This is a genomic window from Aeromicrobium sp. HA, from assembly GCF_027171405.1.
Taxonomy (GTDB): Bacteria; Actinomycetota; Actinomycetes; order Propionibacteriales; family Nocardioidaceae; genus Aeromicrobium; species Aeromicrobium tamlense.
Genome location: NZ_CP114372.1, coordinates 1,932,572 through 1,951,617, shown reverse-complemented (window position 1 = coordinate 1,951,617; position 19,046 = coordinate 1,932,572). Strand labels below are relative to the sequence as shown.

Here is a 19,046-nt window from a genome sequence, read left to right as displayed (position 1 = left end):
GCTGCCTTGGTCGTCGATCCCGCTGGGAGGAGATCAGCGGTCCCTCCGCATCGTCCAGACGTTGTGGTCGCCCTCCCGGGCGTAGTCGAGGGAGTCGAGCGCCGCCCACGCGAGCGCGAGTCCGCGACCGGACTCGGACATGAGGTCGGGCATCACGGTGCTGAGGTCGCCCTCGTACTCCTGCCCGTCGTCGGACAGTACGCCCTCGAGCACCTCGGGCAGGACCCGCAGCTCGAACGACCACTGCACGCGACCCGACGGGCGGCCGTGCTCGACGACGTTGCCGGCGATCTCGATGACGGCCGTCTCGAGCATCATGAACGCCGCGCCCTCCACCTCGGGGTGCGCGCTGCGGGCGCGCTCGAAGAGGTCGTGCAGCTCCTCGAGACCGTCGGGGACGGCCCACCCGCGCAGCGAGAGGTCGCCGTCCGCGTCACCACTCACGGCGCGCCTCGTCGACGTCGGCGAAGGGGCGCAGCACCCGGTCGAGGTTCGTCAGGCGCAGCGCCGCGAGGGCCTGCTCGGGCGCCCCGGCGATGCGCAGGTCGCCGCCGGCGACGCGCGCCGACTTGAGCCCGTTCACGAGCGCACCGAGCCCGGACGAGTCCACGAACGTCGTGGCGGAGAGGTCGACGACGATCCGCCGGCCGCCCGTGGCGATGCTCTCCTCCACGGCGGTGCGCAGGTGCGGAGCCGCGACCATCGTCAGGCGTCCCTCGCAGCGCAGGACGGCGACGTCGTCGGTGAGGGTCTTCTCGATCTGCATCAGGACTCCAGTTCCTCGGCGGGTTCGTCGGGGCGGAACAGCGCCGCCTTGTAGATGATGCTCAGCACCAGCAGGTCGTACGCCACCCACACCACGTTGACCGCGGTGCCGATCACGCTGTCGGCGGCGCCGGTCCACAGTCGCACGACGCCGATCACGCACGCACCGACGAGCACGACGGTGGCCACGATCTGTGGCCAGATGAGCCGCCACGGGAAGCCGCCGCCGGCCTGGCGGGTCTTGGGGGTCACGACGAAGCCGAGCGGTCGGTTCAGGAAGACGTTCGCGGCGGCCGTGGTGCACGCCCGGATCCACAGGGGGAAGAGGGCGAGGCTGTACTGGTGGCCGCGCCATGTCTTCACGCCGTACCCGACGACGAAGAAGAGCAGCTGGTTGAGGATCACGTAGGGCAGGAAGCGGGCCAGGAACTCCATCCCGTACGCGTGCACGGGCAGCACGCCGAAGCACAGGTAGAACACCGGCGCGGCCATGAAGATCACCGCGGCGAAGCCCGACAGGTAGCTCCACATCGTGCCGAAGTACATGAGGCGCTGGGCCGCCGAGAGCCCTTTCTGCACGAGCGGGTTCTCGCGCAGCAGGACCTGCAGCGTGCCCTGGGCCCAGCGCAGGCGCTGCTGGAGCATCGTGCGCAGGTCCTCGGGAGCGAGGCCGTGGGCGAGGATCTCGTGGTGGTAGACCGATTTCCAGCCCAGCGAGTGCAGCCGCATGCACGTGGCCATGTCCTCGGTGACCGAGACGGTGGCCAGCGGCATCATCGGCTGCGCCTCGTCCTGACGGTCGACGTCCACCGCGCGGATCAGCGCGGCGACGGACTCGAGCGCGCCGATCGGCGACCACTCGCGGTCGGAGAGCCGGTCGAGCGCCTGCTCGTCGACGACGAGGGTGCCGATCTCGTCGTCGAGGTCGACGGGGGAGTAGCGCGCGATGACGGCCAGGTCCTCGCGCATGGCGGCCAGGTCGCGGTCGACGGCGCTGCGGCTGACCCGGTCGACCTCCTGCTGGAACGCGAAGGTCACCTCCGAGACGGGCGCGCCCGCACGCAGGTCGCGCGATGCCCGCTGGGCGACGGCGCGCAGGCCCTCGAGGCCGGCCGCGACGTCGGGGTGCTGGGTCCGCGTCGCCCGCGCGGCCTTCGCGAGGATCCGCTGCGAGGCCCGCAGGGCGGAGTCGACGGCCGTCTCGACCTCGCGGACGTAGCCGACGATGCCCAGCTGCATGAGGGCCTCGCGTCGCAGCACCGCGTTCGACCCGCAGAAGAAGGCGGCGTTCCAGCCGTCCTTGCCCTGCTGGATCGGACCGTAGAACAACGGCGCCTGACTGCCGAGGGGATCGGAGTCGGTGACGTTCGTGAACCACTGGGGCGTCTGCACGAGCGCCACCGCGGGATCGCGGAACCAGCCGAGGGTGCGGTCGAGGATCGCCGGATCGGGCACCTGGTCGGCGTCGAGGATCAGCATGAACTCGCCGTCGGTGGCGAACAGCGCGTTGTTGAGGTTGCCGGCCTTGGCGTGCCGGGGACGGTCGGTCCAGTCGTCCGTGCGGGTCAGGTAGCCGATGCCGAGCTCGGCCGCGGCGGCGGCGAGGTCGGCACGGCTGCCGTCGTCGAGGATCCAGGTGCGATGCGGGAACGTGATGTTCTGCGCGCCACGGGCGGTCTCCATCACCATCTCGATCGGCTCGTCGTACGTCGTGATGAACACGTCGACGGTCGCGCCCTCCGGAGGAGGAGGGGCCTCCCCGCGCACCTTGATGCGCCACATCGTCAGGCCGAAGAGGAACGAGTCGACCAGTGCGTACGTCTCGGCCATCACGAGCGGCACGGCGATCCACCAGTTGTCCCAGTTGACCGACCAGCCCCACCGCCACACGACGTACGACGTGCCGGTGAGAAGGGTCAGCACGACGAGGATGCGGACCAGCAGCTGGCGCCTCACGAGGGCAGCCTCCTGATCGCGACCGCGGTGAGGTCGTCCGCGAGCTCGTGCGTGCGGGCGTAGTGCTCGATCCGCCCGATCACCTCGGCGGGCCGCTCGACGGTGCGGACGAGGTCGGTCGCCACGGCGACCACGGCGTCCTCCTCGGGATAGATGTCCAGGACGCCGTCGCTGACCAGCAGCAGGGTCTCGCCGGGCTCGAGACGCTCGGCGCGGGCGGCCCACGTGTCGTCGGGGAGCGCGCCGAGCGGGAGATCGGTGGACTCCAGCCGGCGCGCCGGGCCCTCCGGCGGCACGATCAGCGTGAGGCCGTGGCCCGCGTCGACGTATTCCAGGGCACCGGTCCCGGGCGTGATCCGGCAGGCGAACAGCGTCGCGAACGTAGAGGTCTCGGTGAAGTCCTCGGTCATCCCCACGGCGGTGCGGCGCACGGCCTCGGCCAGCGGGTTGAACGGCGAGGCCACCCGCATCATCGAGCGGATGCCGGCGGCGAGGACGGCCGAGGTCATGCCCTTGCCCATGACGTCGGCCACGACGAACTGGAAGGAGTCGTCCACCAGGCTCCAGTCGTAGTAGTCGCCGCCGACGAGTCGCGCGGGGACGCAGCAGCCGGCGATCTCGTAAGCGGGGACCTCGAGCGGCCGGTACGGCAGCAGCCGGCGCTGGACCTCGCGGGCCTGCACCTCGTCGGCGTCCATCGCCAGCTCGCGCTCGACCCAGCGACCGAGGTCGCCCAGCAGGTCCAGCTCGGTGGGCGACAGGTCGCGGGGATGGTCGTCCACGAGGCACAGGGCACCGACGAGCTCGCCGCCCGGTGCCGCGAGCGGCTGGCCGACGTAGAAGCGGATGTCGCCGGCCTCGACGCCGGGATGCTGGGCGAAGCGATGGTCGAGGCGGGCGTCGCGGACGACCAGCGGATTCGGGTCGGCGACCGCGCGCGAGCAGAAGGACTCGTCGAGCGGCGTGTCGCCGAGGTCGAACCCGACGGCCGCCTTCGTGAACTGGCGCCGGTCGTCGACCAGGTTCACCGCCACCTTCGGCACGTCGAACAGCCGCTGCGCGAGGCGCACGACCTGGTCGAACCGCTCCTCGGCGGGTGTGTCCAGCACGTTCAGGTCGCGCAGCGCGCTCACCCTGGCGCGCTCCCGAGATGCATCCACGAGATCAGCCTTCGTCGAGGCCCCGGCGGGGCCTGTTCCGAACATCGTAGGCACCATCAGCCCCGATGGCCTCGCGGCGACACGCCTCGTTGCCGGTGGACCCCACCGTTCGGGACAGTGAAGGAGGGCATCCTGCCCCGCGATCACGGGAGGCGTGACATGGCGGACGGCGGAGCCGGCGCGGCGGCCGGCGGTGGAGCGATCTACGGCCTCGGGATCTTCGGGGCCTGGGTGTGGTTCTGGACCGAGGCCGAGGGGTTCTGGGAGCACGCATACGCGATCTTCCAGGGCCTGTTCTGGCCGGCGTACATGATCTACGACGCCTTCGCGGCGCTCGCGCGCTGACGGCCGGCGGGGATCAGCGCGACTGCCACGCCTCCGTGTGCTCGGTGCGCTTGAGCACGGACGACGGCAGGTTGCCCTCGGCGAGCTGCTCGATCGTGACCGTCTCCAGCACCTCGCGCAGGGCGTCGCGCGCGGCGATCCACACGGGCTTGAGGCTCTCGGCGCGACCGTTGTACGTGACCGCCTCGGGACGGAGGCCGTAGATCGAGACGATCGGGCCGTCGACCGCGCGAATGACGTCGGCGATCGTCACGGCGTAGGCGGGTCGGGCGAGCCTCCAGCCGCCGGACTGGCCGCGCTGGGCGATGAGGACGCCGGCCTTGCGCAGGTCGCCGAGGATCGACTGGAGGAACCCGTGGGGGATGTCCTGGCGTCGTCCGAGCTCGTCGGCGGTCACCGGCTTGTCGCCCGGCTCGGCCGCCAGCTCGATCAGCGCGCGCAGCGCGTAGTCGGCCTTCGTCGAGACTCTCACCCGACCAGTGTCCCAAAGCGGGTCGCCGGTGGCGTGACTATCCTCCGAGAGTGACCCGCGCCGACTCCCCGAACGACGTCTCGACCCTCACCGCCGCCCCGCTCGCGCACGTGGTGCGCGGCGAGCTCGTCGAGTCGGTGCACCTGGGCCATCTCGTGGCGCTCGGCGCCGACGGCGAGCCGGTGCTGGAGCTCGGCGACCCGGGCGTGACGATGTGGCCGCGGTCCAGCGTCAAGCCGTTCCAGGCGGTCGCGATGGTGCGTCACGGGCTCGACCTGCCCGATCGGCTGATGGCGCTCGCCGCCGCCAGCCACAACGGCGAGCCCGACCACGTCGCCGGCGCGCTCGCGATCCTGGCCTGCGCGGGCCTCGACGAGGGGGCCCTGCGCAACACGCCCGACCTGCCGTGGGGATCCACCGCGATGCGCGACTGGCTCGCCGCCGGGCAGGGTCCCGAGCGGATCAGCCAGAACTGCTCGGGCAAGCACGCGGCGATGCTGCTGACCTGCGTCACCGCGGGCTGGGACACCGAGACCTACCTGCAGCCCGACCACCCGCTCCAGCGGGCGATCCGCGAGACCGTCGGCGAGCTCACGGGCGTGCCCGTCACGACCGAGACGGTCGACGGCTGCGGAGCGCCGCTGTTCGCCACGACGGTCACGGGCCTCGCGCGGGGATTCGCCCGCGTGGCGGCCGCTCCGACGAGCGATCCGGAGTCCGCCGAGGCTCGCGTCGCGCGCGCCATGGCGGCCCATCCCGACATGGTCGCCGGCGGTCAGCGGCCCACCACCACGCTCATGCGCGCGGTCCCCGGGCTGGTCGCCAAGGACGGCGCTGACGGGATCTTCGCCGCGGGTCTGCCCGACGGCCGCGCCGTGGCGTTCAAGGTGCTCGACGGCGGCGAGCGTCCCCTGGCTCCCGTCCTCGTCACGGCCCTCGACGCGCTGGGCGCGTTCGACGGGGACGGCGTGGACCACGAGGCCGTCGCGTCGCTGCGCGAGCGTGACGTGCTGGGCGCCGGGCGCCCCGTCGGCGCGATCCGCGCCGCGTTCTGACCTCAGGGCTGTTCGCGCACCCAGTCGACGACGACGGGGTCGCTGGTCCGGAAGCGCTCGACCTCCTCGCCTCCGTCGCAACGGCACAGGACGACGTCGGCCTCGGCGCCGAGCTCGACGAGCTGGCACGTGCCGCCGTGGGCGACCCAGCGCTCGAGCCGCGCGATCGCGTCGCTCACGGGAGTCCCGCCCACGTCCGGAGCTGGCGGTGCACGCTCCACGCGCCCACCAGCACGGGGGAGTCGCCGAGCTCGGGCACGGGCTCGGTCAGGTCGGGGTCGACCTTCCAGCCGCGCGGGTGCACGAGCACCGCGTGGTTCTGCGGACCGCCGATGCCGCCGTGCGAGCCGACCTGCCCCTCGAACGCGTGGATGCCGCCGAGCTCGTCCACCGTGGAGATCACGACGAGGTCGCCGCAGTCCTGCAGGCCGTGCAGCCGGGCGAGGTCGGCCGCGGTACGCGAGGGGTAGGCCCGCAGCGGGTCCTCGCCCGTCACCGTGCCGTCCGCGCCGAGCGCGCGTGCGCCTGCGGGCCCGAACACGATCGGCTCGCCCGTGTCGTCGGTGCCCATGACGAGTCCGACGCCCGGACTGGCCAACAGGCCCGGCACGAGGTTCGGCCACGTGCCGTCGACCTGCGACAGCGCGGGCCGCTCCGCCAGGCGGGGGAACCACACCATGCCGAGGTTGCCACCGCCGGTGACGACGACCTCGGGATCCTCGGAGTCGGCCACGACCTTCTCGGGGCGTCGCTGGCCCTCGCCGACGACGCTGGAGACCAGGGCGTTGACGGGACCACGCTCCTCGCCACCCTCGGTGGTGGTGAGCAGCGACGCGTCGGACTGGTCGGTGCGCATCAGCGCCGCCACGTGCTCGGGGAACGAGACGCCGGCGAGGTCGGAGAACGGGGCGCCCAGGCTCTGGCCGTGGTCCGAGACCAGGACGAGGTCGTACCGCGTCGCCACCGTGCGCGCCACGCCCTCGAGCGCACCGAGGACCCCGTCGAGGCCCTCGATCGCGCGCATCGACTCGGGGCGCTCGGGACCGGCGTGGTGGGCGATCTCGTCGTAGTCCACGAAGTCCACGAAGATCAGCGGCGAGCCGTGCGCCATCTCCTCGGCGACGAGCGACAGGTTGAGCTTGCGCAGCAGCACGTTCGTCACACCGCGCAGCACGACGTAGCCGCCCTTGCGGGGGATGCGCGGCTGCACGTCGCGAGCGCGCTGGCGGTACCCCTGGTACAGCTCCTTGAGCACCTCGCCGACGGTCATGACGATCGCCCCGGGCAGCAGGAAGGGCCGGATGAAGAACGCGAGGTACGTGGAGCCGGACCCCAGGTCGCGGACGCGGGTGGCCTTGCTGATCGTCAGGTACGCGCGCGACGAGCCGCCCGTGTAGGTCGTGCTGATGGCGCTCCCGTCTCGCAGCAGGCCCGAGTCGGGCGGGAACCGCGACTCGACCAAGCGCGAATCGGCCGGGTTGCCCGCAGCGAGCAGACGACCCGAGCGCCGGTCCCACCAGCGGAACGCGGGCACGTCGGGGCTGCCGTGCAGGAAGCCCGCCATGCTGGCCGGCGTGGTGCAGGGGATCGTGGCCCACCAGCCCGTCAGCGCGTGGCTCGAGCCGATCCAGCGGGCGATGTTGGGCGCCTGCCCGCCGGCGATCGCGCGGCGCAGCACGGGCAGGGCCAGTCCGTCGAGCTGGACGACCAGCACGCCGCGGCCGCCGGGGTCGGACCGCGCCCGCCCGAGGGCACGCGCGGTGCGCGCCGTCGCGGCGCCGACGACGTAGCCGCTGTCGGTCGCGCCGGAGAACCAGCGTCCGACGGCCATGACCGCCGACGCGACGAGCAGGATGACGAGCGTCTCGCCGACGTCGAGGTCGGCCCGGGCGCCGAGGCTGATCGCCGTACCCAGCACGACCACCTGCGCGCCGAGGCCGAGCGCCATCGCCAGCAGCACGCTGCCGCGCGAGGCCAGCAGCCGCAGCGGACCGGCGAGGATGACGTCGACGAGGAACATCGCGACGATCACGAAGACGATCAGCTGCACCTTGTCGTCGACGGTCTCGCCGACGGACCACAGGCCGAGGGTGACCGCGGCGGTGGTGACGAGGACCGTCCACAGCGCCTGCATCACGTCGGCGACGCGCGGCACCCACCGAGAGCGCCGGACGGCGACGACGCGCTCCTCGGCCCAGCCGACGGGTGCGATCTGGCTCACATCGGCATCGTCCCACGCGGCAGGGGCGTCCGGACGCCCATCGGCGGCGCCACCACGTGGTCGGCCAGGCCGGCCGCGGCGGCGGCCTCGAGGAAGCGGCCGGCCGGCCGGGTGAACCACTCCTCGTGTGTCGGCCCCGAGGACCGCAGCACCACGGGCCAGTAGGTGCCGTGGTGGACCGGCACGATCCAGCGCGCGCCGACCTGCCGCACGGCCTCGACGGCCTGCACGGGGTCGAGGTGGCCGTGGCCGAGGGACGGGCCCCAGCCGCCGATCGGCACGAGCGCGAGGTCCACGGGGCGGACGGCGCGGAAGTCCATCACCCCGGTGTCGCCGGGGTACCAGCACGTCGTGCCGTCGCGACCGAACCGGTAGCCGACCGATGGCGCCTCGGCCGCACCGGGTCGCTTGTCGCGCCGGCCGTCGTGGCGGGCGGGGAGGACCTCGATGTCGACGCCCGCGACCTGGAGACGGTCGCCGGGGGACACCTCGATCGTGACGAGCCGCTCGAGCGGTCGCACGGCGGGCACCGCCCCGCGCGGGACGACGATCGGGACGGTGTCGTCGAACCGCCGCAGCGTCGGCACGTGCAGGTGGTCGTGGTGCAGGTGGGAGACCAGGACGAGGTCGGCGCGGGTCGCCGCCGACGGCGGCGGGGGCGAGGCGCGCCGCACGTGGAACAGGCGGCGCACCATGAGCGGGTCGGTCACGACGGTCGCTCCGGGCAGCTCGACCGTGGCGAACGAGTGCCCCCACCAGGTCACCGCCGTCATGGCGTCCGGTCCTCCATGACGTCAGTGTGGACCGCCGGCGGGTCGCGACGGCGCGATGGACCGAAGTGACAAGCCGGGCCGCCAACTTGTGCACGAGTGACAAGAGGCTGGGGTGGCGCACCCTGGTTTGTCCGCCGTGCACAATCCGCGCCCCGAAGTTCTGCCGAAACGCGCCTGTTTGCGGCATGCGCGACTGGCCTACGGTCCGGAACTGTGGCCCACATCACACATCCGGACCGGAGGAACGACGCGATGACCCTGCCGTATCTCAGCGACGCACTCGCCCAGCAGCACGGCGACGCACCGGCCGTCGCCGACGAGCGGACGGCCCTGACGTTCGCCGAGCTCGACGCCCGGGCGTCCGCCGTGGCGGGACGTCTGGCCGCCGAGGGGTTCGGACGCGGCGACGTCCTGGCCGTGATGCTGCCGAACCGCGTCGAGCTGGTGGTCTGCCTGTTCGCCGCGTGGCGGCTCGGCGGGACGGCCACGCCGGTCAACCCCGCGTTCACCGAGGTCGAGGCCACGCACCAGGTCGCCGACTCCGGAGCGACCCTGATCGTCGTCGAGAGCGACGACGCACCGACCGGCGGCGCCCGACCCCTCACCGTGGCTTCCCTCGCCACGGCCACCCCCACGGGCGCCGCCCCGGTCGATGTCTCGCCCGACGACCTGGCGCTGCTGGTCTACACGAGCGGCTCCACCGGCCGGCCGAAGGGCGTCATGCTGAGCCACGCGAACGTCGACGCGATGTCGGCGACCATGGCGCGGCACATGGAGCTGACCGCGGACGACCACTGCATGCTGATCCTGCCGCTGTTCCACGTCAACGCGGTCATGGTCTCCCTGCTCGCGCCGCTGCGGGTCGGCGGCCGGCTGACGATCATCGGGCGCTTCAGCCCCCAGACGTTCTTCGGCGAGGTCGAGCGGCTGCGCCCCACCTACTTCTCGGCCGTGCCGACGATCTACGCGCTGCTCGCGGCGTTGCCCGAGGAGGTCCGTCCCGACACGTCGTCGCTGCGGTTCGTCGTGTGCGGCGCGGCGCCGGTGTCGCAGGAGCTGCTGGCGGCCTGCGAGCGTCGGTTCGGCTTCGTGATGGTCGAGGGCTACGGCCTGACCGAGGGCACGTGCGCCTCGGCCTGCAACCCGGTCGGCCCCGACGCCGTGCGCAAGCTCGGCACCGTCGGCCCGGCGCTCCCGGGCCAGCGCATCGCCATCGCCGGACCGGACGGCGAGCACCTGCCCCCGGGCGAGACCGGCGAGGTCCTCATCGCCGGCCCCACCGTCATGCAGGGCTACCTGAACAAGCCCGAGGCCACCGCCGAGACGGTCGTCGACGGCTGGCTGCACACCGGCGACGTGGGCCGGCTCGACGAGGACGGCTACCTCCAGCTCGTCGACCGGATCAAGGACATGATCATCCGCGGCGGCGAGAACCTGTATCCCAAGGAGATCGAGAACGCGATCGCGCGCATCGAGGGCGTCCTCGAGGTGGCGGTCGTCGGCCGCCACGACGACGTCCTGGGCGAGGTTCCCGTCGCGTTCGTCGTCGCCTACCCCGGCGCGGTGCTGACCGAGGACGACGTCCTCGCGCACTGCCGGCGCGAGCTCACCCGGGTGAAGGTCCCGGCTGCCGTCGACGTCGTCGAGGCACTGCCGAAGAACCCGGTCGGAAAGATCGACAAGCCCACCCTGCGCCGACTCGTGCGCAGCGCCTGACACATCGAGAAAGGTCGAGGTTCATGGGATTCACGACAGCGGACATGCCACCGGTCGATCCGGAGCGGTTCGAGCAGATGCCGGTGATGGACCGGATGAGGCTGCTCGCGGTGCACTGGGCCGACTACGGCTTCGGCGGGCCCAAGCAGATGCACGCGATCTACCTGGTCAAGACGATCGCCTTCATCGTCGGCGGCTGGCTCGTCGTCGGGCTCACCACGCCCGGGCTGGGCCTGCTGTCCCTCGGCGACTGGTGGGGCGAGCTGATCGTCTACCAGAAGCTGATGGTCTGGATCGTGCTGTGGGAGATCACGGGGCACGCGGCCTCGTGGGGACCGCTCTCGTTCAAGTTCGGGCCGTTCACCGGCGGCTGGAAGTACTGGACGAAGGTCGGCACCCTGCGCTGCCCGCCCTACGGGGACACGGTCCCCGGCACGGGCGGCGCGGCCCGGAGCCTCTTCGACGTCGCGCTCTACCTGGCCCTCGTGGCGATGCTCGTCGTCGCCCTGGTCCTGCCCGGGCAGCAGACCGACGCGGCCTACTCCGAGGTCGGCATGATCGCGTCCTGGCCGCTCGTCGCCTACTTCGTGGGTCTCGTGGTCATGGCGTTCCGCGACAAGGTCGTCTTCCTGGCCTCGCGTCCCGAGCAGTACGCGCTGTGCCTCCTGGCCTTCGCCACGCTGTCCTCGCACGTCGACATGGTGCTGGTCGCCAAGATCGCGATGGTCACGATCTGGCTCGGCGCCGGCGTCTCCAAGTTCGGCCACCACCTGACGTTCGTCGTCCAGGCGATGATGAGCAACACCCCGTGGCTGACCTCGAAGCGGTTCAAGCGCTCGCTCTACCGCGACGTCGAGAACGAGGACCTCATGCCCACGAGGATGGCGTTCGGGTGGGCGCACATCGGCGGCACCGTCGTGGAGCTCGTGCTGCCGCTCGTGCTGCTGTTCTCGACGAACGCGACGATCACGTGGCTCGCGATCGCCGGCATGATGGCGTTCCACCTGTTCATCTACTCCACCTACCCGCTCGCGGTGCCGCTGGAGTGGAACATCTTCTTCATCTTCGTGACGCCGTTCCTGTTCGGCGGGTTCATGGCCGGCGACGGCTACGGCATCGGCGACTTCTCCAGCCCGTGGCTGCTCGCGGCCGTGCTGGTCGGCTTCCTGACCGGCCCGATCCTGGGCAACCTCAAGCCCGAGTGGGTCTCGTTCCTCATCTCCATGCGCCAGTACGCCGGCAACTGGGCGTCGGGCACGATGGCGTTCCGGATGAACGGCGCCGAGGACAAGCTCGACGCGGGTCTGGTGAAGGGCATGAGGATCCAGCGCGAGCAGCTCGCCGCCCTGTACGGCTACGACGTGGCCGAGGTCTTCCTGCAGAAGTGCGTCGCGTTCCGCAGCATGCACAGCCACGGCCGGGTGCAGCTCGCACTCATGCAGCGACACGTTGACGCCCTCGAGAACTACCGGCTCCGTGAGGGCGAGGTCGTCTGCACGGTGCTGTTGGGCTGGCAGTTCGGCGACGGCCACCTGTTCGACGAGCGCACGATCGCGGCGGTGCAGCAGCGCTGCGGCTTCGAGCCCGGCGAGTGGGTCACCACGTTCACCGAGTCGCAGCCGATCCACACCACGAAGGTGCAGTACAAGGTGATCGACGCGGCCCTGGGTGTCGTCGAGCGCGGGTGGTACGACGTGCGCGATGCTGTGTCCGAGCAGCCCTGGATCCCGAACGGCGTCCAGCACACGGTCACGTGGCAGGCGCCCGGCTACCGTCCGGCGGGGGAGCTGTCCGGTGAGGAGAAGGTGACGACGTGACGACGGCGGTGGTGGTCGGCAGCGGTCCGAACGGGCTCGCTGCCGCCCTCACCCTCGCCGCCGCCGGCGTCGAGGTCGAGGTGCTCGAGGCCGCCGACGAGATCGGCGGCGGCACCCGCAGCGGCCACTACACGGTCGACGGGGTGCTGCACGACGAGTGCTCGGGGTTCCACCCGCTCGCGGTCGACACGGCCTTCAGTCGAGCGTTCGACCTGGCGGCGGAGGGCCTGGCCTGGCGGTGGCCCGAGGTGCAGTACGCGCACCCGCTCGACGGCGGCTCCGGTGCTGCGGTGTGGCGCGACGTCGACCGCACGGCGCAGGCGCTGGGGGAGTCCGGCGCGGCCTACCGGAGGCTGTTCGGCCCGCTGTCCGACCGGTTCGACAAGATCGCCACCGAGTTCCTCCAGCCGATGGTCCACGTGCCGCGGCACCCGATCGCCCTGGCCGGCTTCGGCGTGGCCAGCCTGCTACCGGCCACGTGGCTCGGCCGGATGCTGCGGTCGCCGGAGTCGGCGGCGCTGTTCGCCGGCGTCGCGGCCCACGCGTTCCGGCCGCTGGGCTCGCCGCTGTCGTCCGCGATCGGCGTCGCCCTCGGCGCGGCGGCCCACCGCTACGGGTGGCCCGTCGCCGAGGGCGGCACCGCGGCGATCTCGCGCGCCATGGAGCAGCTGCTGGCGGAGCACGGCGGGAAGGTCACCACGGGCGTCCGCGTGACCGGCCGCGACCAGCTCGCGCACGCCGACATCGTCATGCTCGACACCACGCCGGGAGCCGCCGCCGACATCCTCGGGGACGCCCTGCCGCCGCGCGTGGCCCGGGCCTACCGCCGCTACCGCTACGGACCCGGCGCGTTCCAGGTCGCGCTCGCGGTCGAGGGCGGGATCCCGTGGACCCACGAGCCCACGCGTGCCGCGGGCACGGTCCACCTGGGCGGCTCGATGGCGCAGATCGCCACGGCTGAGCGCGAGGTCTGGCGCGGCCGGATGCCCGAACGGCCCTTCGTCCTGCTGGGCCAGCAGTCGCAGGCCGACCCGGGCCGCCGCGCGGGGGACGTGCACCCGATCGACGCCTACGCGCACGTCCCGTCCGGGTACGACGGCGACGCCACCGAGGCGATCCTGGCCCAGATCGAGCGGTTCGCGCCGGGCGTGCGCGAGCGCGTCGTCGGCATGTCGGTGCGCTCCACCGAGCAGATCACGCGCGACAACGCGAACTACGTGGGAGGCGACATCGTGACCGGCGCGAACACGCCGCGGCAGCTGATCTTCCGTCCGCGGGTCGCGCTCGACCCGTACGCCACCGGCGTCCCCGGCACGTGGCTGTGCTCGGCGGCCACCCCTCCGGGCGCGGGCGCCCACGGGATGTGCGGCCATCTCGCCGCCCGCAGGGCCTTGCGCCGCGCGGGCATCGCCGGGACCATCGGGCCATGACGCAGCCGCTGACCGGGGCGGGACCCGACGCCGCCGAGGTCCGACGGCTCGTGGCGACGATGGGACAGCGGCTCGCCGAGCAGCAGCCCTACCTGACCCGCGTGCTCACCGACAACATCCGGTCGATCAGCGACCTCGACCTCGACCAGCCGCTCATCGACCTGCTGGACGCCAGCGTCGACAGCAACATCAACACGATCGTCCACCTGCTCATCAACGCGATCCCGGTGGAGCGGATCCAGGCGCCCACCGCGGCCGTCGAGTACGCGCTGCGGCTCGCGCAGCGCGGCGTCCCGTCGTACTCCCTCGTGCGGGCCTACCAGCTGGGCCAGGAGTACCTCATGACCGTGGTGCTGCAGGAGTTCGAGCAGGTCGACGCCGACCGCGCCGACACCCTGCGGGCGGTCCGCGTCATCGCCGACGCGGTCTACCAGTACATCGACTGGATCTGCCTGCACCTGCTGGATCGCTACGAGGACGAGCGGGGCCGCTGGGCGACCACCTCGGGCAACGTCGCCTCGGCGATGCTGCAGGGCCTGCTGCGCGGCGTGGACACGTCGGTGCACGACTTCGAGTCCGAGACCGGCTACCGGATGGACCAGCACCACGTCGGCCTCGTGCTGTGGTCGCGCGATCCCGGCGGCATCACCGACGCGCTGCTCACGATGGAGCGGATCAGCCGCGAGCTCGACGCGCGGATCGGCACCGGCACGCCGCCGTTGTTCTCCGCCATCGACCGCACCACCGGCTGGCTGTGGATGGGCCGGGGGCGTCACGCCGAGCCGATCGACCGCGTGGTGGCCGAGGTGCTGGCGAAGTTCCCGGATCTCGGTGCCGCCGTCGGCCTGCCCGAGCCGGGCATCGACGGCTTCCGGCGCACGCACGCGCAGGCGCGCGACACGTTCGAGCTGGCGCTCACGGCCGGAGACCGCATCGGCCAGGTGGTGGGGTTCGGCGACCGGGGCATCGCCCTGATCTCCCTGCTGCTGCAGCAGCCCGGAGGCCTGCAGCGCTGGGTGCGCGACGTGCTGGGGCCGCTCGGCGAGGTCTCGCCCGCGGCGGCCCGGGCACGGGCCACGCTCGGTGCGTGGCTCGACCACGACCGGAACTTCCAGGCGACGGCCGAGGCGCTGCAGGTACACCGGAACACGGTGAAGTACCGCATCGAGCGGATCACGGCCGACCTCGACGACCGCCTGGGCGACCGTCGGGTCGACCTCGAGCTCGCGCTGCTGGCCTGCCGGCTGCTCGGCGACGAGCTGCTCGTGGAGCCGGACGGCCACCGCCGGCCCGGCCAGGGCTGAGCCCCGGCCGGGACGCGGCTCAGCGCGCGGCGGCGAGCGCGGCGCGGGCGCCGCTCATCATCATGAGGTCCGAGTCGTCCTCGGCCATGATCAGCTCGCCGTTGGCGAACGTGGCGTACACGTCGATGTCCTGCTTGCCGCAGCCCTGGTAGGTGCGGTCCTCGAGGACCGTCACGCCCTTGGCCTGCAGAGCCTTCACCTCCGCGATGGCCTCGTCGATCAGGACGACGATCTCGGGCATCTCGTCACCGAGCAGCACCTTGAGCGCCTCGAGCTGCGCGATCAGCTTGTCGGGCGTGTACGACTCGCCCGAGCCGCGCGAGTGCAGCTTGCGGGCGGTGTTGGCGATGCTGTCGCCGATCACGTCGGGGGAGAAGGCCGGGTCGACCTTGAGGCTGCGCAGGTTCTGCACGGTGGCGCAGCGGCCCTGCTTGACGACGAGGCGCTGCTTCTTCACGGTGGCGCGCTTCTTGCCCTTGTACTTGTAGGTGACCTTCGTGGTCACGCGGTAGGTGCCGGGCTTGAGCTTCACGGCGGTGCGGTTCTTGCGCAGCACCTTCCCGCCCTGGTGGATCGTCATGGCCTTCTTGAGGACCTTGACCTTCTTGGCCTTCGTGAAGGACGGCTTCACCAGCGCGGTCCCGAACCAGTCGATGGACTTGTTCGAGATCGTCTTGATGGTGACCGGCTTGGCGGCGGCCTGGGCCGGTGCGGCGACGAGCGTGGTGCTCGCGGCGACGGCGACGGCGGCGACGAGGCCGAGGAGGGTGCGGCGCATGCGATGACGCCTTTCCGAGAACGGGGACAAAGTCCACCCAGCGTACGCGAGCGGGGACGGTCGCCGGGGCAGAACGACGACGTCGGTAGGGTGAGGCCAAGAGCGCTGCCCAGCCGTAGGGGCCGCCCAGTCACCGAGGGGATCTCATGAGCCTGTCCGTCACCGTCAACGGAGCCCAGCAGCAGGTCGATCCCGGGACGCGGGTGTGGCAGCTGTTCTCCGACGACCCCGAGGTCATCGCCGCCCGGGTGGGCGACGCGCTGGTCGACCTCGCGCGCGAACTGGCCGACGGCGACGTCGTCGAGCCCGTCGTGATCGACTCGCCCGACGGCCTCGACGTGCTGCGCCACTCCACGGCCCACGTCATGGCGCAGGCCGTGCAGGAGCTCTTCCCCGACGCGAAGCTCGGCATCGGCCCGCCGATCGCCGACGGCTTCTACTACGACTTCGACGTCGAGACGCCCTTCACTCCCGAGGATCTCCAGAAGATCGAGTCGCGGATGAGGAAGATCGTCAAGGAGGGCCAGAAGTTCAGCCGCCGCGAGATCAGCGACGACGACGCCCGCGCCGAGCTGGCCGACGAGCCGTACAAGCTCGAGCTCATCGGCCTCAAGTCCTCCGCGAGCGATGCCGCAGAAGGTGCCAGCGTCGAGGTCGGCGAGGGCGGCCTGAGCATCTACGACAACCTCAAGCGCGACGGCTCGCTGGCGTGGAAGGACCTCTGCCGCGGCCCGCACCTGCCCACCACGAAGCGCATCCCGGCCTTCACGCTCATGCGCTCGGCGGCCGCCTACTGGCGCGGTGACGAGAAGAACAAGCAGCTGCAGCGCATCTACGGCACCGCGTGGCCCACCAAGGAGGACCTCGAGGCGCACCTGCACCGCATCGAGGAGGCGCAACGCCGCGACCACCGTCGCCTGGGGACCGAGCTCGATCTCTACAGCTTCCCCGACGAGATCGGCTCGGGCCTGCCGGTGTTCCACCCGCGCGGTGGCGTGATCAAGCGTGAGATGGAGGACTACGTCCGCCGCCGGCACATCGAGGAGGGCTTCGAGTACGTCGGCACCCCTCACATCGCCAAGGAGGGCCTGTTCCACACCTCGGGCCACCTGCCGTACTACGGCGAGGGCATGTTCCCGGCGCTCGAGGTCGACGGCGGCGACTACCGCCTCAAGGCGATGAACTGCCCGATGCACAATCTCATCTACCGGTCGCGCCAGCGCTCGTACCGCGAGCTGCCGCTGCGGCTGTTCGAGTTCGGCCACGTGTACCGCAACGAGAAGTCGGGCGTCATCCACGGCCTCACCCGCGTGCGCGGCTTCGCCCAGGACGACTCGCACTCCTACGTCACGCCCGAGCAGGCGCCCGCCGAGGTGGCGCACCTGCTCAACTTCATGCTGAGCCTGCTCGACGACTTCGGCATGGACGACTACTACCTCGAGCTGTCCACCCGCGACGCCTCGAAGGACAAGTTCATCGGCTCCGACGAGGACTGGGAGACCGCGACGAAGGTGCTGGAGGAGGTTGCCACCGCGACCGGCCTCGAGCTCGTGCCCGATCCGGGCGGCGCGGCCTACTACGGCCCGAAGATCTCGGTCCAGGCGCGCGACGCGATCGGCCGCACGTGGCAGATGGGCACGGTGCAGTACGACTTCAACCAGCCGTCGGCCGACCGCTTCAACCTCGAGTACGTCGCCGCCGACGGCTCGCGCCAGCAGCCAGTCATGATCCACTCGGCCAAGTTCGGCTCGATCGAGCGGTTCATGGGCGTGCTGGTCGAGCACTACGCGGGCGCCTTCCCTCCGTGGCTCGCCCCGGTCCAGGCGGTGGGCATCCCCGTGGCCGAGCGCCACGTGGAGTACCTCGAGCGGCTCGCGGTGCGGCTGCGCGCCGAGGGGATCCGCTTCGAGGTCGACGACTCCGACGAGCGCATGCAGAAGAAGATCCGCAACGCCCAGACGCAGAAGGTGCCGTTCATGGTGCTGGTGGGCGACAAGGACGTCGAGGCGAACGCCGTCTCCTTCCGCTTCCGCAACGGAGACCAGGAGAACGGCGTCTCGCTCGACGACGCGGTCGCCAAGATCGTGGCCGCGGTGCGCGACCGGGTCCAGGTCTGATGCCGGATCCGGACGGCCTCGAGCGGCTGTGGGCGCCCTACCGGATGGCCTACGTCCGCGAGGCCGGCACCGACGCCGGCCACGACGACGGCTGCCCGTTCTGCGCGATGGTCGCGGGGGAGCGCCAGACCGACCTCATCGTCGTGCGCGGCGAGCACTGCTTCGTGGCGATGAACCTGTACCCGTACAACCCGGGCCACCTCATGGTGCTGCCGAACCGGCACGAGTCCGGCCTCACCGAGCTCACGCTCGAGGAGTCCACCGAGCTGACGCTGCTGACGCAGCAGGCGATCCGCGCGATCGGCGAGGTCAGCTCGCCGCACGGCTACAACGTCGGCCTCAACCTCGGGGCGTCCGCCGGCGGCTCGATCTCGCAGCACCTGCACCAGCACGTCGTGCCGCGGTGGGGTGGCGACGCCAACTTCATGACCGTCGTCGGGCGCACCAAGACGCTGCCCCAGACGATCGCCGAGTCCGCCGAGCTCCTGCGCGCCGCCTGGCCGCAGTCGACCAGTGAGCAGGTGACCTGATGCTCGAACGCTTCCGCGCCTTCTGGAACCGGCTGTTCTCGCCGGTCGCCGACGGCCTGATCAGGATCGGCGTCACTCCGAACATGGTCACCTGGGTCGGCACGATCGGCGTGTCCTTCGGAGCGCTGTTCTTCTTCCCGCAGGGGATCTTCTTCTGGGGCACGCTGTTCATCACCGCCTTCGTGTTCAGCGACATCATCGACGGCACGATGGCCCGCAAGCTCGGCCGCTCCTCGAAGTACGGGGCGTTCCTGGACTCCACGCTCGATCGCGTCGGCGATGCGGCGGTCTTCGGCGGCATCGCGCTCTGGTACGCGTGGGAGGGCGACTCGAAGGTCTACCTGTGCCTCGCGCTGGCCTGCCTCGTCCTGGGCGCGCTGACGTCGTACATCCGGGCCCGCGCCGAGTCGCTCGGCATGGAGGCCAAGGGCGGCATCGCCGAGCGGTCCGACCGCCTGGTCTCGATCCTGGTGATGACGGGCCTGTCGGGCCTGTTCGACCTGCCGATCCTGCAGCACGTCACGCTGTGGGCGCTGGCCGCCGCGAGCCTGGTCACCGTGGCCCAGCGCATGGTGATGGTCAGGCGCCAGGCCGACGCCGCCTGACC

Annotated in this window: 18 protein-coding genes; 9 read left to right on the top strand and 9 right to left on the bottom strand. The window is 71.6% G+C overall.

Annotated elements, in window-relative coordinates:
- Positions 1-33 precede the first annotated feature (33 nt).
- The 4 genes from O3S82_RS09600 to O3S82_RS09585 are packed head-to-tail and all read right to left on the bottom strand — an operon-like array spanning position 34 to position 3,881.
- Positions 34-444 (bottom strand): ATP-binding protein, encoded by a 411-nt coding sequence (locus O3S82_RS09600; RefSeq protein WP_269302460.1) that lies wholly within the window; start codon positions 442-444, stop codon positions 34-36.
- Positions 434-766, bottom strand: a complete 333-nt coding sequence (locus O3S82_RS09595) for an STAS domain-containing protein (protein ID WP_269302459.1) — start codon at positions 764-766, stop codon at positions 434-436. Before O3S82_RS09595 ends, O3S82_RS09600 begins: the two co-directional genes overlap by 11 nt.
- Positions 766-2,721, bottom strand: coding sequence for a glycosyltransferase family 2 protein (locus O3S82_RS09590; RefSeq protein ID WP_269302457.1), 1,956 nt, complete (start codon positions 2,719-2,721; stop codon positions 766-768). Before O3S82_RS09590 ends, O3S82_RS09595 begins: the two co-directional genes overlap by 1 nt.
- Positions 2,718-3,881, bottom strand: a complete 1,164-nt coding sequence (locus O3S82_RS09585) for a PP2C family protein-serine/threonine phosphatase (protein WP_269302454.1) — start codon at positions 3,879-3,881, stop codon at positions 2,718-2,720. The genes O3S82_RS09590 and O3S82_RS09585 overlap by 4 nt, the downstream gene beginning before the upstream one ends.
- A gap of 159 nt (positions 3,882-4,040) precedes the next feature.
- Between O3S82_RS09585 and O3S82_RS09580 the strand changes: the two genes are divergently transcribed.
- Positions 4,041-4,226, top strand: a complete 186-nt coding sequence (locus O3S82_RS09580; protein WP_179424220.1) for a hypothetical protein — start codon at positions 4,041-4,043, stop codon at positions 4,224-4,226.
- Positions 4,227-4,239: 13 nt separating this feature from the next.
- On the opposite strand, the gene O3S82_RS09575 is transcribed toward O3S82_RS09580, so the two are convergent.
- On the bottom strand, positions 4,240-4,698 hold the full coding sequence (locus O3S82_RS09575; RefSeq protein ID WP_179424221.1) for an RrF2 family transcriptional regulator: 459 nt from the start codon (positions 4,696-4,698) through the stop codon (positions 4,240-4,242).
- A gap of 50 nt (positions 4,699-4,748) precedes the next feature.
- Here O3S82_RS09575 and O3S82_RS09570 point away from each other — a divergent pair, with 50 nt between their 5' ends.
- Entirely contained in the window at positions 4,749-5,753 is a 1,005-nt protein-coding gene (locus O3S82_RS09570) for an asparaginase (RefSeq protein ID WP_179424222.1), read from the top strand.
- A gap of 2 nt (positions 5,754-5,755) precedes the next feature.
- Here the strand turns inward: O3S82_RS09570 and O3S82_RS09565 are convergent, their stop codons facing one another.
- The 3 genes from O3S82_RS09565 to O3S82_RS09555 are packed head-to-tail and all read right to left on the bottom strand — an operon-like array spanning position 5,756 to position 8,747.
- Positions 5,756-5,932, bottom strand: coding sequence for a hypothetical protein (locus O3S82_RS09565; RefSeq protein ID WP_269302451.1), 177 nt, complete (start codon positions 5,930-5,932; stop codon positions 5,756-5,758).
- A complete protein-coding gene (locus O3S82_RS09560) occupies positions 5,929-7,974 on the bottom strand; it encodes an alkaline phosphatase family protein (protein WP_269302449.1) in 2,046 nt (681 codons plus the stop codon). Before O3S82_RS09560 ends, O3S82_RS09565 begins: the two co-directional genes overlap by 4 nt.
- Positions 7,971-8,747 carry an MBL fold metallo-hydrolase gene (locus tag O3S82_RS09555; RefSeq protein WP_269302447.1) on the bottom strand — a complete coding sequence of 259 codons (777 nt, stop codon included), beginning with the start codon at positions 8,745-8,747 and terminating at the stop codon, positions 7,971-7,973. Before O3S82_RS09555 ends, O3S82_RS09560 begins: the two co-directional genes overlap by 4 nt.
- A 252-nt stretch (positions 8,748-8,999) precedes the next feature.
- On the opposite strand from O3S82_RS09555, the gene O3S82_RS09550 reads away from it, so the two are divergent.
- From O3S82_RS09550 to O3S82_RS09535, 4 genes are read left to right on the top strand one after another with little or no spacing between them, the layout of a single operon-like run.
- Complete coding sequence (locus O3S82_RS09550; protein ID WP_269302446.1) at positions 9,000-10,463, top strand: class I adenylate-forming enzyme family protein; 1,464 nt, start codon at positions 9,000-9,002, stop codon at positions 10,461-10,463.
- Between the two features lie 23 nt (positions 10,464-10,486).
- Positions 10,487-12,280, top strand: coding sequence for a DUF3556 domain-containing protein (locus tag O3S82_RS09545; protein WP_269302444.1), 1,794 nt, complete (start codon positions 10,487-10,489; stop codon positions 12,278-12,280).
- Positions 12,277-13,710, top strand: coding sequence for a phytoene desaturase family protein (locus tag O3S82_RS09540; protein ID WP_269302442.1), 1,434 nt, complete (start codon positions 12,277-12,279; stop codon positions 13,708-13,710). Before O3S82_RS09545 ends, O3S82_RS09540 begins: the two co-directional genes overlap by 4 nt.
- Positions 13,707-15,014, top strand: coding sequence for a PucR family transcriptional regulator (locus O3S82_RS09535; RefSeq protein ID WP_269302440.1), 1,308 nt, complete (start codon positions 13,707-13,709; stop codon positions 15,012-15,014). Before O3S82_RS09540 ends, O3S82_RS09535 begins: the two co-directional genes overlap by 4 nt.
- Before the next feature lie 19 nt (positions 15,015-15,033).
- On the opposite strand, the gene O3S82_RS09530 is transcribed toward O3S82_RS09535, so the two are convergent.
- Entirely contained in the window at positions 15,034-15,792 is a 759-nt protein-coding gene (locus O3S82_RS09530; RefSeq protein ID WP_269302438.1) for a hypothetical protein, read from the bottom strand.
- A 146-nt stretch (positions 15,793-15,938) separates the two neighbouring features.
- Here O3S82_RS09530 and thrS point away from each other — a divergent pair, with 146 nt between their 5' ends.
- Genes thrS through pgsA form a run of 3 tightly spaced genes read left to right on the top strand, consistent with a single transcriptional unit; the run spans position 15,939 to position 19,044 of the window.
- Positions 15,939-17,909, top strand: a complete 1,971-nt coding sequence (gene thrS / locus O3S82_RS09525) for a threonine--tRNA ligase (RefSeq protein WP_269302436.1) — start codon at positions 15,939-15,941, stop codon at positions 17,907-17,909.
- On the top strand, positions 17,909-18,439 hold the full coding sequence (locus O3S82_RS09520; RefSeq protein ID WP_269302405.1) for an HIT family protein: 531 nt from the start codon (positions 17,909-17,911) through the stop codon (positions 18,437-18,439). The genes thrS and O3S82_RS09520 overlap by 1 nt, the downstream gene beginning before the upstream one ends.
- Entirely contained in the window at positions 18,439-19,044 is a 606-nt protein-coding gene (gene pgsA / locus O3S82_RS09515) for a phosphatidylinositol phosphate synthase (RefSeq protein ID WP_269302404.1), read from the top strand. The genes O3S82_RS09520 and pgsA overlap by 1 nt, the downstream gene beginning before the upstream one ends.
- Positions 19,045-19,046 lie beyond the last annotated feature (2 nt).

Coding starts and splice junctions, on each gene's coding strand:
- O3S82_RS09595 (WP_269302459.1), bottom strand. CDS start 766: ATGCAGATCGAGAAGACCCTCACCGACGACGTCGCCGTCCTGCGCTGC.
- O3S82_RS09580 (WP_179424220.1), top strand. CDS start 4,041: ATGGCGGACGGCGGAGCCGGCGCGGCGGCCGGCGGTGGAGCGATCTAC.
- O3S82_RS09555 (WP_269302447.1), bottom strand. CDS start 8,747: ATGACGGCGGTGACCTGGTGGGGGCACTCGTTCGCCACGGTCGAGCTG.
- O3S82_RS09550 (WP_269302446.1), top strand. CDS start 9,000: ATGACCCTGCCGTATCTCAGCGACGCACTCGCCCAGCAGCACGGCGAC.
- O3S82_RS09545 (WP_269302444.1), top strand. CDS start 10,487: ATGGGATTCACGACAGCGGACATGCCACCGGTCGATCCGGAGCGGTTC.
- O3S82_RS09535 (WP_269302440.1), top strand. CDS start 13,707: ATGACGCAGCCGCTGACCGGGGCGGGACCCGACGCCGCCGAGGTCCGA.
- O3S82_RS09530 (WP_269302438.1), bottom strand. CDS start 15,792: ATGCGCCGCACCCTCCTCGGCCTCGTCGCCGCCGTCGCCGTCGCCGCG.
- thrS (WP_269302436.1), top strand. CDS start 15,939: ATGAGCCTGTCCGTCACCGTCAACGGAGCCCAGCAGCAGGTCGATCCC.
- O3S82_RS09520 (WP_269302405.1), top strand. CDS start 17,909: ATGCCGGATCCGGACGGCCTCGAGCGGCTGTGGGCGCCCTACCGGATG.
- pgsA (WP_269302404.1), top strand. CDS start 18,439: ATGCTCGAACGCTTCCGCGCCTTCTGGAACCGGCTGTTCTCGCCGGTC.